9 protein-coding genes, 2 tRNA genes and 3 rRNA genes are annotated in these 14572 nt (G+C 43.9%); 2 read left to right on the plus strand and 12 right to left on the minus strand.

Annotated features, from left to right (window positions below; genetic code table 11):
• Positions 1-21 precede the first annotated feature (21 nt).
• From D9T12_RS10945 to D9T12_RS10980, 8 genes are all read right to left on the minus strand, one after another.
• Positions 22-1253, minus strand: a protein-coding gene (locus tag D9T12_RS10945; protein WP_130536334.1) for an IS3 family transposase whose coding sequence is annotated in 2 segments (ribosomal slippage) — positions 22-899 and positions 899-1253 — 1233 coding nt in all. Because the reading frame shifts where the segments join, the coding sequence is not laid out codon by codon here.
• A 109-nt stretch (positions 1254-1362) separates the two neighbouring features.
• Positions 1363-1477 (minus strand): 5S ribosomal RNA (rrf, locus tag D9T12_RS10950).
• Positions 1478-1637: 160 nt separating this feature from the next.
• Positions 1638-4484 (minus strand): 23S ribosomal RNA (locus D9T12_RS10955).
• A gap of 344 nt (positions 4485-4828) precedes the next feature.
• Positions 4829-4905, minus strand: a tRNA-Ile gene (locus tag D9T12_RS10960).
• Positions 4906-4962: 57 nt separating this feature from the next.
• Positions 4963-5038: transfer RNA gene (locus D9T12_RS10965), tRNA-Ala, on the minus strand.
• A 63-nt stretch (positions 5039-5101) separates the two neighbouring features.
• Positions 5102-6643: ribosomal RNA gene (locus tag D9T12_RS10970) — 16S ribosomal RNA — on the minus strand.
• The 16S, 23S and 5S rRNA genes sit together here with 2 tRNA genes alongside, the layout of an rRNA operon.
• Before the next feature lie 729 nt (positions 6644-7372).
• A complete protein-coding gene (tyrS, locus tag D9T12_RS10975; protein ID WP_130538208.1) occupies positions 7373-8563 on the minus strand; it encodes a tyrosine--tRNA ligase in 1191 nt (396 codons plus the stop codon).
• Positions 8564-8730: 167 nt separating this feature from the next.
• Positions 8731-9675, minus strand: a complete 945-nt coding sequence (locus D9T12_RS10980) for a dihydroorotate dehydrogenase (RefSeq protein ID WP_130538209.1) — start codon at positions 9673-9675, stop codon at positions 8731-8733.
• A gap of 58 nt (positions 9676-9733) precedes the next feature.
• Here D9T12_RS10980 and D9T12_RS10985 point away from each other — a divergent pair, with 58 nt between their 5' ends.
• A complete protein-coding gene (locus D9T12_RS10985) occupies positions 9734-10201 on the plus strand; it encodes a tRNA (cytidine(34)-2'-O)-methyltransferase (protein WP_130538210.1) in 468 nt (155 codons plus the stop codon).
• Between the two features lie 28 nt (positions 10202-10229).
• Here the strand turns inward: D9T12_RS10985 and D9T12_RS10990 are convergent, their stop codons facing one another.
• The 4 genes from D9T12_RS10990 to D9T12_RS11005 form a co-directional block, all read right to left on the minus strand.
• Positions 10230-11303 carry an NAD(P)H-dependent glycerol-3-phosphate dehydrogenase gene (locus D9T12_RS10990; RefSeq protein ID WP_130538211.1) on the minus strand — a complete coding sequence of 358 codons (1074 nt, stop codon included), beginning with the start codon at positions 11301-11303 and terminating at the stop codon, positions 10230-10232.
• Between the two features lie 65 nt (positions 11304-11368).
• Positions 11369-11818 carry a protein-export chaperone SecB gene (gene secB / locus D9T12_RS10995; RefSeq protein WP_130538212.1) on the minus strand — a complete coding sequence of 150 codons (450 nt, stop codon included), beginning with the start codon at positions 11816-11818 and terminating at the stop codon, positions 11369-11371.
• A gap of 43 nt (positions 11819-11861) precedes the next feature.
• A complete protein-coding gene (gene grxC, locus D9T12_RS11000; protein ID WP_130538213.1) occupies positions 11862-12116 on the minus strand; it encodes a glutaredoxin 3 in 255 nt (84 codons plus the stop codon).
• 53 nt (positions 12117-12169) lie between these two features.
• Entirely contained in the window at positions 12170-12610 is a 441-nt protein-coding gene (locus D9T12_RS11005; RefSeq protein ID WP_130538214.1) for a rhodanese-like domain-containing protein, read from the minus strand.
• A gap of 99 nt (positions 12611-12709) precedes the next feature.
• Here D9T12_RS11005 and gpmI point away from each other — a divergent pair, with 99 nt between their 5' ends.
• Positions 12710-14287 (plus strand): 2,3-bisphosphoglycerate-independent phosphoglycerate mutase, encoded by a 1578-nt coding sequence (gene gpmI, locus D9T12_RS11010; RefSeq protein WP_130538215.1) that lies wholly within the window; start codon positions 12710-12712, stop codon positions 14285-14287.
• Positions 14288-14572 lie beyond the last annotated feature (285 nt).

Raw genomic sequence — 14572 nt, forward strand, 5'->3', positions numbered from 1 at the left:
TGAAATAAGTTGACACTTTTTTCAGGTAAAAAACGCTCGATGAACTTCATCGGGCGTTTTGTATTTTAACGCCAAGTGTGGACGTTGAGTATTGTAGATTTCAATCGACTCTTTCACCATTTGTCGAGCCTGATCAACATCCTTTGGCTTGGTTAATAAAAACTCATTCTTCAGAATCCCGTTCACTCTCTCCGCCAAAGCGTTTTGATAGCAATCATAACCATCCGTCATCGAACAGATAATGCCATGTTTTTCATGGAACACTTGATAAGGTTTTGAACAGTACTGAATCCCTCTATCCGAGTGATGAATGAGTGCCCCTTTTCCTAATCTATTTTTCACTGCGTTCTTTAATGCCTGAAGGACTGGTTGAGCATGCAAAGTGTCGTGCACATGGTAGCCAACGATCTTACGAGAACAGGCATCGGTGACTAAGCTGAGATAGGCCTGGCCGTGTTGTACTGGTAAATAGGTAATGTCTGCAACCCAGAGTTTCTCTGGCGCTTTGGCTAAACGCCTTTGCCCCTGCTCTTTGATGAGATTGGGGTGCTTATAAAACCGATGATGACTGTGCGTGGTTTTATGATAGGCTCGCTTATTAGGCACTAATAAACGCTGCCAACGTAACAAGTCAAACAACTTGTCTCGTCCAATCTTCAATCCTTCTTGGGCTTTAGCTAATAGCAAGTTGTGTAGCTTTCGGGTACCAATCCGCGGCTGGCTGATACGTATCGCTTGTACAAAATCCAGAATCATCCGGTATTGCTTTTCTTTGAGCCGCTGCCTTTGTAATCCTTGGTAGTAAGCCTGACGGCTTATCTGTAAGAATCGACAAGCATTGCTTATGTTGAGCCCTTGGATCTGTTTTTGATCGATAACTCGGCTAACCGCTTTTTTGTCAAGCTAACTCCAAAGTCCTCTTTCATGACTTTGACGACGCCTTCAAAGAATTGGGCTTTGAGTTTTTCTTCGGCGAGTTCTTGTTCAAGCTCTTTAATGCGCTGCTCTGGCGTCTTTTCAGCTTTAGTCGTCGGCATAATGATTCCTCGAAGATGTCGGTTAATGGCGTTGGCGTCAGACCAATTTAACTTACCATGCTTTCTAAGCCAAACTAAAACGGTAGATCGTCCTTGGATACCATAATGTGCTTGCGCTTGTTTATAAGTCATTTCGCCTTTTTCGACTTGGTCTACAACGGACAATTTAAAAGCGAGGGAATAATCGCGCTGTGTGCGCTTAGTGTTTGAAGACATTACTTTTTCCTTTTCGGTTCAGAAAAAGTGTCAATCTTATTTAGGACGGGTCAATATGCAAAAAAAAAGCTGCTTACCCAACGAAGGATAAGCAGCTTTTAGGATATAAGCTTGGCGATGACCTACTCTCACATGGGAACTCCCACACTACCATCGGCGCTAAGACGTTTCACTTCTGAGTTCGAGAAGGGATCAGGTGGTTCCATCTTGCTATTGTCACCAAGCAATTCGGTGTGCTGTGCTGGTTCACCTAGGTGTTCCAACACTGCAAATTTGGATAACGATTTTTTATGCTTTGTATTCGGTAATACTTAATTGCGCTTACTCAAGGTATTTGCGTCTTTGCTCTGACTTTGCTTTCACTCAAAGTTCACTTTGAGTTGTATAGTTAAGCCTCACGGGTAATTAGTACTGATTAGCTTCATACATTACTGCACTTCCACACTCAGCCTATCAACGTCGTAGTCTCCAACGGCCCTTCAGAAGACTTATAGTCTAGGGAGAACTTATCTTGATGCAGGTTTCCCGCTTAGATGCTTTCAGCGGTTATCCTTTCCGATCATAGCTACCCAGCAATGCCATTGGCATGACAACTGGAACACCAGCGGATCGTCCACTCCGGTCCTCTCGTACTAGGAGCAGCCCATCTCAATTCTCCAACGCCCACGGCAGATAGGGACCGAACTGTCTCACGACGTTCTAAACCCAGCTCGCGTACCACTTTAAATGGCGAACAGCCATACCCTTGGGACCGACTTCAGCCCCAGGATGTGATGAGCCGACATCGAGGTGCCAAACACCGCCGTCGATATGAACTCTTGGGCGGTATCAGCCTGTTATCCCCGGAGTACCTTTTATCCGTTGAGCGATGGCCCTTCCACACAGAACCACCGGATCACTAGAACCTACTTTCGTACCTGCTCGACGTGTCTGTCTCGCAGTCAATCACCCTTATACTCTTGCGCTCAATGCACGATGTCCGACCGTGCTGAGGGTAACTTCGCGCTCCTCCGTTACACTTTGGGAGGAGACCGCCCCAGTCAAACTACCCACCATACACTGTCCCTGACCAGGATTCACTGGTCGAGGTTAGAACCTCAACATTACCAGGGTGGTATTTCAAGGATGGCTCCACTGCAACTGGCGTCACAGTTTCAAAGCCTCCCACCTATCCTACACAAGTAAGGTCAAAGTCCAGTGCAAAGCTGTAGTAAAGGTTCACGGGGTCTTTCCGTCTAGCCGCGGGTACGCAGCATCTTAACTGCGAGTTCAATTTCGCTGAGTCTCGGGTGGAGACAGTGTGGCCATCATTACGCCATTCGTGCAGGTCGGAACTTACCCGACAAGGAATTTCGCTACCTTAGGACCGTTATAGTTACGGCCGCCGTTTACCGGGGCTTCGATCAAGAGCTTCGCATAAGCTAACCCCATCAATTAACCTTCCGGCACCGGGCAGGCGTCACACCGTATACGTCATCTTTCGATTTTGCACAGTGCTATGTTTTTAGTAAACAGTTGCAGCCACCTGGTCTCTGCGACCCTCAACAGCTATTCACCGTCGAGGGCATACCTTCTCCCGAAGTTACGGTATCATTTTGCCTAGTTCCTTCACCCGAGTTCTCTCAAGCGCCTTGGAATTCTCATCCTGACCACCTGTGTTGGTTTGGGGTACGATTCTTTATGACCTGAAGCTTAGAAGCTTTTCTTGGAAGCATGGCATCAACCACTTCGTCCAAAAGAGGACTCGTCGTCACGTTTCAGAATTAAGAGTCCGGATTTACCTAAACTCTCTTCCTAAGCGCTTAAACTTGCAACCATCAGCAAGCTGGCCTAGCCTTCTCCGTCCCTCCATCGCAGTCATAAAAAGTGCAGGAATATTAACCTGCTTCCCATCGATTACGCCTATCGGCCTCATCTTAGGGGTCGACTAACCCTACGTCGATTAGCGTTGCGTAGGAAACCTTGGTCTTTCGGCGAGGGAGCTTTTCACTCCCTTTATCGCTACTTATGTCAGCATTCGCACTTCTGATACCTCCAGGACACTTTACAATGCCCCTTCGCAGGCTTACAGAACGCTCCTCTACCATGCGTAAAAACGCATCCGCAGCTTCGGTATACTACTTAGCCCCGTTAAATCTTCGGCGCAGGCCGACTCGAACAGTGAGCTATTACGCTTTCTTTAAAGGGTGGCTGCTTCTAAGCCAACCTCCTGTCTGTCTGTGCCTTCCCACATCCTTTCCCACTGAGTAGTATTTAGGGACCTTAGCTGGCGGTCTGGGTTGTTTCCCTCTTGACTACGGACGTTAGCACCCGCAGTCTGTCTCCCATGATTGTACTTGCTGGTATTCGGAGTTTGCAATGGGCTGCTAACCCTTGACGGGCCGCTAGACCATAACAGTGCTCTACCCCCAGCAGTAAGACATGAGGCTCTACCTAAATAGATTTCGAGGAGAACCAGCTATCTCCGGGCTTGATTAGCCTTTCACTCCGATCCACAACTCATCCCCGCATTTTTCAACATACGTGGGTTCGGTCCTCCAGTACCTGTTACGGCACCTTCAACCTGGCCATGGATAGATCGCCCGGTTTCGGGTCTACGCCCTGCAACTATTCGCCCAGTTAAGACTCGGTTTCCCTACGGCTCCCCTATTCGGTTAACCTTGCTACAGAACGTAAGTCGCTGACCCATTATACAAAAGGTACGCAGTCACCCCTAAGGGCTCCCACTGCTTGTACGTACACGGTTTCAGGTTCTATTTCACTCCCCTCCAGGGGTTCTTTTCGCCTTTCCCTCACGGTACTGGTTCACTATCGGTCGGTAGAGAGTATTTAGCCTTGGAGGGTGGTCCCCCCATGTTCAGACAGAATTTCACGTGTTCCGTCCTACTCGATTTCACAATGAATACATTTTCGTATACGGGACTATCACCCTGTATCGTTAGACTTTCCAGACTATTCTACTAATGTAATCATTGCTTAAGGGCTGGTCCCATTTCGCTCGCCGCTACTTTGGAAATCTCGGTTGATTTCTTTTCCTCCGGGTACTTAGATGTTTCAGTTCTCCGGGTTAGCTTCCTGCAAGCAGGATATCCATAAAGGATGGGTTTTCCCATTCGGAAATCGACGGGTCATAGGGTATTTGCCACCTCACCGTCGCTTATCGCAGGCTATCACGTCCTTCATCGCCTTCTACCGCCTAGGCATCCACCGTGTACGCTTAGTCACTTAACTATACAACTCAAAATATACTCTGAGTGTATGCAACTAAAATCATTTACGCTGACACAAATACGCTTGAGTAATCTCAATTAAGTATTGCGTTACCTATTACTTGAAGTGTTTAAAACACTCCAGCAATGCGAGTTGATATTGAAGTTGTATCAACTCTTATTGATATGACAAGTCGGCGTCATATCAATCGTTATCCAATTTTTTAAAGAACTTCAGTTTCGAAAAACTTAGAAGCGGAATTATATCATCTGCTTCAAAATTTCAAAATAAAACTGTTAATAAATTTTCATTTAAAAACAACTTGTCATTTTTAAACAAAACCTATTAACAGGTTTACTTTAAAGTGGTGGGTCTGGGTGGATTTGAACCACCGACCTCACCCTTATCAGGGGTGCGCTCTAACCAACTGAGCTACAGACCCAATATATGAATATGTCTCAATGAAAGTTTAAAACTTAACTCAAACACATTCAGTAATTGGTGGAGCTATGCGGGATCGAACCGCAGACCTCCTGCGTGCAAAGCAGGCGCTCTCCCAGCTGAGCTATAGCCCCTAATAGTGTAATTCAGAAAGAATTTATGTGAAAACTAACTTAAGCTCGTAACGCTTTTATCTTAAAGGAGGTGATCCAGCCCCAGCTTCCGCTAGGGCTACCTTGTTACGACTTCACCCCAGTCATGAACCACAAAGTGGTAAGCGCCCTCCGAAGTTAGGCTACCTACTTCTTTTGCAATCCACTCCCATGGTGTGACGGGCGGTGTGTACAAGGCCCGGGAACGTATTCACCGCGACATTCTGATTCGCGATTACTAGCGATTCCGACTTCATGGAGTCGAGTTGCAGACTCCAATCCGGACTACGAGAGGTTTTTTGAGATTCGCGCACTATTGCTAGCTGGCTGCTCTTTGTACCCCCCATTGTAGCACGTGTGTAGCCCATCCCATAAGGGCCATGATGACTTGACGTCGTCCCCGCCTTCCTCCGGTTTATCACCGGCAGTCTCATTAGAGTTCTCAACTAAATGGTAGCAACTAATGATAAGGGTTGCGCTCGTTGCGGGACTTAACCCAACATCTCACGACACGAGCTGACGACAGCCATGCAGCACCTGTCACTGCGTTCCCGAAGGCACCAATCTATCTCTAGAAAGTTCGCAGGATGTCAAGGGATGGTAAGGTTCTTCGCGTTGCATCGAATTAAACCACATGCTCCACCGCTTGTGCGGGCCCCCGTCAATTCCTTTGAGTTTTAATCTTGCGACCGTACTCCCCAGGCGGTCAACTTATCGCGTTAGCTACGTTACGAAACATTTTAATATGCCCCACAACTAGTTGACATCGTTTACGGCGTGGACTACCGGGGTATCTAATCCCGTTCGCTACCCACGCTTTCGCACCTCAGCGTCAGTTTTAAGCCAGGAAGGCGCCTTCGCCACTGATGTTCCTCCTAATATCTACGCATTTCACTGCTACACTAGGAATTCCCCTTCCCTCTCTTAAACTCTAGATTGCCAGTATCGGATGCAGTTCCCAGGTTGAGCCCAGGGCTTTCACAACCGACTTAACAGTCCGCCTACGCGCGCTTTACGCCCAGTAATTCCGAATAACGCTTGCACCCTCTGTATTACCGCGGCTGCTGGCACAGAGTTAGCCGGTGCTTCTTCTAAAGGTAACGTCAAGCAATATCGATATTAGCGATACTACCTTCCTCCCAATTGAAAGTGCTTTACAACCCTCGGGCCTTCTTCACACACGCGGCATGGCTGCATCAAGGTTTCCCTCATTGTGCAATATTCCCCACTGCTGCCTCCCGTAGGAGTCTGGGCCGTGTCTCAGTCCCAGTGTGGCTGATCATCCTCTCAAACCAGCTAGAGATCGTCGCCTTGGTAAGCTTTTACCTTACCAACAAGCTAATCTCACTTAGGCTCATCCAATAGCGATAGCTTACAAGTAGAGGCCACCTTTACTCCGTAGAGCACATTCGGTATTAGCATGCGTTTCCACATGTTGTCCCCAACTATTGGGTAGATTCCTAAGCATTACTCACCCGTCCGCCACTCGACGCCTAGAGAGCAAGCTCTCTATCGTTTCCGTCCGACTTGCATGTGTTAGGCCTGCCGCCAGCGTTCATTCTGAGCCAGGATCAAACTCTTCAGTTTAATCTTGCTAGATATATTTAAATTCCGTCTCCGGATATAAACACTCGGAATTGACAAGTTTGCATGATAAATAAATAAATTTATTACCAGTTACATATTTGTCAGTTTTCGAGATTTTTTATGCGTACTCACTTAAGAAGTTTCCACATAAATTATCTCTGAATTACCATATTTTTAAAGAACTTATCCACAACTTAGTCACTGTTGATTTCAAACCGTGACTCGTTGGTAGGCCGCGTATTCTAGAGAAGCTAAAATCTTTTGTCAAATGTTTTTTCAAACTTTTTTCAAAAAATTTTCATCACATTCAAACCAGAATCGCGATGGTTAACTGCTTGCTTTTAAAATTCAACCAAGAAACAAAATCCTCAATCAAATCAAACAATTAACACCAAATTTTTTTCATCTCTGAGAAGGCTTTGTTTCCGCTGCCCCTCAAGACAGGTGCGTATTCTAGGGATTTCTAAAATGAACGCAAGTCTTTTTTTACAAAAAATTGAAAAAAGTTTAAATTAATTTCAACTCCATTACTTACCCACAAAAACATCCTCTTTATACAAACTTATCCACAGATTTATTCACAAAATACGCTTTAAACTCTTTTTATTCCCCTAACCAATCCGGACCGGCCGGTAAATGAATCTATTCATTAGACTTCCATAAACCAAAAAAACCCGTTTTGAATGTTTTCAAAACGGGTTTTCTTTACATATATGACAAAAACTAAACTTAGTTAACCGTTACTCGAGCAAACTTACGCTTACCAACTTGATAAACCGAAGTTGTACCGGCCGGTATAGTTTGACGAGAATCAGAAACTTTCTCACCATTAATTTTCACAGCGCCTTGTTTTGTCATTCGATGACCATCAGAAGTGGATCCAACCAAGCCCGCTTCTTTTAATAAATTCGCAAGTGGCATTTCACCTTCTAATGAAACTTCTGGCATTTCATCCGGAATAGCGTTTTTAGAAAATTTTGTCTCAAAGTCTTTTAATGCAGATTCTGCGGCTTCTTTATTATGGAAACGCTCAATCAATTCCATTGCCAACTTCACTTTGACATTACGAGGATTTTCTCCCTCGGCTACCGCTTGCTTTAACCCTTCAATGGTTTCTAGCGATTCAAATGACAATAACTCATAGTAACGCCACATCAATTCATCTGAAACAGACATAACCTTACCAAACATGTCATTGGGTTCATCTTTAATACCGATGTAGTTCCCTAGTGATTTTGACATTTTTTGCACGCCATCTAACCCTTCAAGAATTGGCATGGTCAAAGTGCACTGTGCAGGCTTACCATAATGCTGTTGTAGTGTACGCCCCATTAGCAAGTTAAACTTCTGATCCGTTCCACCTAATTCAATATCTGCCTCCATTGCAACTGAGTCATACCCCTGAACTAATGGGTATAAAAACTCATGAATCGCAATCGGGGTATTAGAAGCATAACGATCGCCAAAATCATTTCGCTCTAGCATTCGCGCTACTGTCGTAGTTCCAGCCAATTGAATCATATCTGCTGCGGAAAGCTTGGACATCCATTCCGAATTGAAAACCACTTTGGTTTTAGCTGGATCAAGAATCTTAAACACTTGCTCTTTATAAGTTTCAGCATTACGCAGTACATCTTCTTTAGATAAAGGCGGACGTGTAACACTTTTACCTGTCGGATCACCAATCATCGCGGTGAAATCACCAATTAGAAATAAAATTTCGTGACCCAAATCTTGAAATTGTTTTAACTTATTAATTAAGACAGTATGTCCCAAATGTAGATCTGGCGCTGTTGGATCAAACCCAGCCTTCACTTTTAAAGGCTTACCCGTCTCTAGTTTTTCGATTAATTCTTTTTCGACTAGAATTTCTTCTGCACCACGTTTAATGATGGCTAATTGCTCATTTACTGTTTTCATCGTTTCTTAATAATCACTTAGTTTTTTAAATTCTAAATTATTTTTAGAAAAGAGATTTTTTGATTCAAGTTCAAGACGTAAAGTTTTTTCGAAAATCGAAGTGTATAGACAATACATAAGATTTGAGAAAAAGCCGACAACGCAGAAATTGGACAAAAAAGACTTTTCTAACCGCATAAAACGGTATCTGTATGTAACTTTAACCGGCCGGTCAACTCTGCAACGGAATTCACATTATGCTGCTTCATATATTTCGCAACACCCTTATTAACCTTTTTAACAATCAAAGGGTCTTTAGCAATTGCGGTTCCTATCGCAACCATCGAAGCACCTGCTAAGAAAAATTCAATCGCATCTTCAGCAGAGGCAATACCACCCAGCCCAATAATTGGAATATCATGCTGTTTGGCCACTTGATAGACCTGATGCACTTTTAGCAAAGCAACCGGCTTAATAGCAGGACCAGACAATCCACCTTGATTATTCCCTAAAGTAGGCATCTGTGAATGGATATCGATCTGCATACCCATTAAAGTGTTAATTGCAGACAATGCATCCGCACCCGCATCAATCACTCGACGCGCGCCTTCCGCAATATCAGTCTGATTCGGTGACAATTTAACAATTAATGGCTTTGAAGTTGCCGCACGACAAGCTTCTACAACTTTTGCGGCCATGTCAGGATCATTACCAAAAGCTGCACCACCTTTTTTCACATTCGGACACGAAATATTAATTTCAATCGCAGGCAGTGCAGTTTGATCAAACATCTCAACAACTTGAGCGTATTCTTCAATGGAAGATCCCGATACATTAATGATGTAGCGAGTGTCTTCCATATTCAGTCTTGAAATATATTGTTCGATGACTTCTTTCGCCCCTGGATTTTGCAAACCGACAGAGTTTAATAAACCACTCGGCGACTCCATGACTCGTTCAGGCTTATTCCCTAACTTAGGCTGCAAAGTTGTGCCTTTCAAAAACACCGCACCAACATCTTTATTGGAAAAGCCAGAGACTGCTTGGTATTCTATGCCGTACCCCGCATTACCCGATGCCATCGCCACCGGCGACTGAAACGTAATGCCACACAAATTAACTGACAAATCCATAAACGACTACCTATTCATTACTTTTATTTAGTCCAACTTTAATTTGGAACTTATTTATATGATTCATATTATTCTTTACGAACCTGAGATCCCTCAAAATACTGGCGCATTAATTCGCTTAAGCGCAAACATGGGGGCACACCTTCACTTAATTCACCCTATCATGTTTGATTTGAGCGAGAAAAAGGTTCGCCGAGCGGGACTTGATTATAAAGAACTCGCCAAGGTCCATGAACATGAAAACCTACAAGCTTGCTTGGATACAATAAAACCGAATCGTGTTTTTGCACTGACCACTAAAACCACACGCTATTATACCGAAGAGACATTTGAAAACGGTGACGCGTTTTTATTTGGTCCAGAAAGCCGCGGCTTACCGATGGACATTATTGAAAGCTTACCCTTTGAGCAACGCTTGACCATCCCAATGGTACCTGGCGGTCGCAGTTTAAACCTTGCCAATGCTGTATCAGTAATGGCCTATGAAGCGTGGCGCCAACTCGATTTTAATATGGAACTGAACTAAGCCAAATCGAGCACATCAAATGCTGTGCTCAGCTCGACTCCGCTTTTCCATCTCTTGCCAATAAAGCCACAGCCGCTTGTTGCGGAGTAATTTTGGCTTCAACTAAGTCATATACTTGCTGCATAATCGGCAAGTCCAACGCTAAATTATCCGCAATCTTCTTCACTGAGCGAACCGCTTTTACACCCTCAACGACCTGACCGATTTTTTCAATCACTTGATTAACTTCAGCGCCCTTCTGCGCAAGCTGATAACCAAAGCGACGATTACGAGACAAGTCATCCGTACACGTTAAAACCAAATCACCTAATCCAGCCAACCCCATCATAGTTTCAGCCTGCCCACCAAGCGCCTGACTCAAACGCATCATTTCAACTAAACCACGGGAAATTAATGCTGCACGAGCGTTCGCCCCAAGCTCCAAACCATCAGACACTCCAGTCGCTATAGCCATGATATTTTTATAGGCGCCACCTATTTCAACGCCGACCATGTCTGTTTGAGTGTACATGCGAAAGCTTTGATGATGGAATATTTGAGCCCAAAACTCCGCTTGCTTGGCATCTTTTGAAGCACTCACCATTGCTGTCGGCTTCCCCAATGCAACTTCCGCTGCAAAGGTAGGTCCTGATAATACAGAAAGATTAGCATTCTCGCCCAGAACCTGCTTGGCCACTTTATGAAGCAATAACAAAGAATCAGGTTCAAACCCTTTCGTCGCCCAAGCAACCGGAAGCTCATCAAAAACACCGGCCGGTATACTTTGTTTCAACTTTTCAAGCACTTCTCGAAAGACATGGCTTGGAACGACAACCAAAACAGCATCCACACAGGAAACCAAACTCTTCAAATTACTCGACACCTGTAAATTCTCAGGAAACTTAACTCCAGGCAAATAACGAGCATTCTCTTGTTCTGACCGCATACGGAGAACGCTCGATTCTGCATGCGCCCAAAGTCTAACGTCATGACCAACCCTAGCAAGATGAATTGCCAAAGCAGTCCCCCAAGCACCCGCTCCTAAAACAGCAATCTTGCAAACACCACCGGCCGGTAAATGCTCTGAGGATATTGCCGTTTGCAGTTGAGTATTTTCAGACATATCTTTTCACCAAAAGAAAAGGCGGTAAAACCGCCTTTTAATCTCTTCTAACTAAATCAACTCTTTTACTGAGCGGTTTCTGACGGTTGCTGAGCTTGAAGATGCTCCATATACATCGCATCGAAATTGACTGGTTCCAATAGCAACTGAGGAAAGCCTCCTTTCGTTACTAGATCTGAAATCGCTTCACGAACATAAGGGAACAACGTATTTGGACATTGAGAACCAAGCATGTAACCCATTTCTTCTTCCGTAAAACCAACCAACGTAAAGATTCCTGCTTGCTCAACTTCACACAAGAAAGCAGTTTTATCTTCAACTTTAGTCGTCGCTGTAACTCTTAGCAGTACATGATAGACACCTTCCTGCAAGCCTTTGCTTTCAACATTCAAGTCAACATTTAATTGCGGCTGAAATTCGGTCGTGAATAACTCAGGGGTATTCGGTGACTCGAATGATACATTTTTGGTGTAGATTTTTTGGATTTGAAAGGTTTTTTGAGCTTGTTCAGACATTCTTCTATCCTGACATGTAAATTTAAATTATCTATTTGAGAAATTAGCCGTTTAAAAGCTGATCCAGTTGACCACTTTTATCCGCCGCTGACAAATCATCAAAACCGCCAACATGATGTTCACCGACATAAATTTGTGGCACAGTATTACGACCTGTTCTAGCTTCCATTGCCGCCCAGTCATCCTTGGAATTACCCACATCAATCACATCGTAGCTGACACCCTTTCCGTCTAAAAGGCGTTTTGCCATAGTACAAAATGGGCAGTAATTCGTTAGATAAATCGTGACGTTTTGCATGCTTGATTCCTTTTGCGGCGAAGTTTGTTTTTTAGTGTTCGACTTCGCCGAAGTTACTTTTTTCGGCTTTTCTTTGATTTTTGTTTGTTCAATGGCAAGTTCGCAGCCTTCCACGCTGTAATTCCACCACGCAGATTGCTTACTTCTGTATATCCATTTTTAACCAATGTACCCGCAGCTCGTGCAGACCGCCCACCACTTAAACAATACACCAAAATCGGTTTTGATTTATCACTTGGTAACTTGTTTAAGTTATTTGCTAAATCACCCACCGCAACATTCGTTGCTTCGCCGATGAACCCGTCTTTAAATTCACTGCTTGAGCGAACATCCAAGACAAACGCATCATCATTATATAAACGAATCGCTTCATCCGCGCTGACCGTTTTGAAACCCGCTAACTTGTCACCCACGTAACTGTAAATCAGCATTAATACAACAACCACTAAAGCAACAAACAGTAGAAATTGTTCTTCGACAAATTCACCAAACATTCATATTCCCTTGATACGCTTAATTAAACCCGATGATTTTAACAGCGAAAATCGCTACAATAAACGGAATTTATAAACTTTTAAAATGGTGTAGTACACATGGGCCAAGATTTAAAGCCAAAAATCAAAATTAAAAACCGACCAACTGGACTGATTATCCTTGATGGATGGGGACATCGCGAAGAAGAAGCTCACAATGCGATTGCACAAGCCAACACACCAAACTTTGACAAGTTAATGGCTAAAAACCCAAACACGTTAATTAGTACCTCAGGTATGGATGTAGGTTTGCCAACCGGTCAAATGGGAAATTCAGAAGTCGGGCACACTAACTTAGGTGCCGGAAGAGTGGTTTACCAAGAACTGACCCGAATTCAAAAAGACATTGACGATGGTCGATTTTTTAACAACAACGCTCTGAACAAAGCTGTTTTAGAAGCTGTCAAGCGCGATCGTACCGTTCACATTATGGGACTGCTATCCGATGGAGGTGTTCACTCTCATCTTAACCATATCAAAGCCGCGCTAAAATTATGTGCTGACAATAATGCCAAAACAGTTTTACACATTTTTTCAGACGGACGTGACGTTGCACCGCAAAGCACCTTGAAATACATTGAACAAATTGAAAACCATATTAGTGACCTGAACGCCAACATCTCCATTGGTTCAATTATTGGCCGCTTCTATGCAATGGATCGCGACACTCGCTGGGACCGAACTGAAGCGGCCTATTCACTGATTGCTTGCGGCAAAGGTGAATTCAAAGCAGATAACGCAAAACAAGCGGTTGAAATGGCTTATGAACGCGGCGAAACAGATGAATTCATCCAACCGACAGTCATCCTAAACAAAAAAGGCAAAAAAACTAAAGTCAAAGATGGTGACTCAATCATCTTTATGAATTTCCGCGCAGACCGAACTCGACAACTGACGCGTGCATTTATCTTAAGCGACTTTGCGGAATTCCACCGTTGCAACACACCTTTACTGGCGGCATTTGTTACTTTGACCGAATATCACAAAAACTTTGAAAACTTCGGTGCAACTATTGCCTATCGCCCAACCAGTCTGAAAAACACCTTCGGTGAAGTGATATCAAACCTAAAACTTCGTCAACTGAGAATTGCTGAAACCGAAAAATACGCGCATGTCACCTTTTTCTTGAATGGCGGTGTTGAACAGCCTTATCGTGGTGAAGATCGTATTTTAATTCCGTCACCAAAGGTTCGCACCTACGACTTACAGCCAGAAATGAGCGTCGGTGAATTGACTGAAAAGTTAGTGGATGCAATTGAATCTGGGGCTTACGATACTTTTGTTTGCAATATCGCCAACCCGGATATGGTTGGACACTCTGGCATTCTAGAAGCCTGTATCAAAGCCGTTGAAGCGGTGGATGAAGCACTAGGAAAAATTTTAGATGCAATTGAAAAAGCCAATGGTCAAGTCATTGTTACGGCCGACCACGGCAATATTGAAATGTTGCAAGATCCAGAAACCGGAGAACCCTTCACCTCGCACACAACTTTCCCTGTGCCACTTGCGTATTTTGGGCCAAAGAAACTAGAGCTGCGTGAAGGTGGCCGTCTTCCAGACGTGATGCCAACCATTTTAGATTTGATGGAAATTCCACAACCTGAAGAAATGGATGGCGTCAGCCTAATAAAGAAATAACCTTTCTATCTTAAAAATTAGACCAGCGCATTTTTTTTGCGTTGGTCTTTTGCGCTTTAAGACTATAAAAAACATCACCACTTATTCAAATTCAGTCTTAGTTGCAGTAAAGGTTTTCTACCGGCCGGTCACATTTTCAAAAGATGACAACACTCTGTCACTTGAAAATCTACGTCGTTAGCTCGATTTGCTTTAAAGGCAGGAATTACAGTATAATTCCGCGCCCTATTTTTATATAGAAACGCGTCTTGATAAATAAAACGCTTAAAAATCAATGTATTAAAT

It is taken from the genome of Thiomicrorhabdus indica, from assembly GCF_004293625.1.
Taxonomy (GTDB): Bacteria; Pseudomonadota; Gammaproteobacteria; order Thiomicrospirales; family Thiomicrospiraceae; genus Thiomicrorhabdus; species Thiomicrorhabdus indica.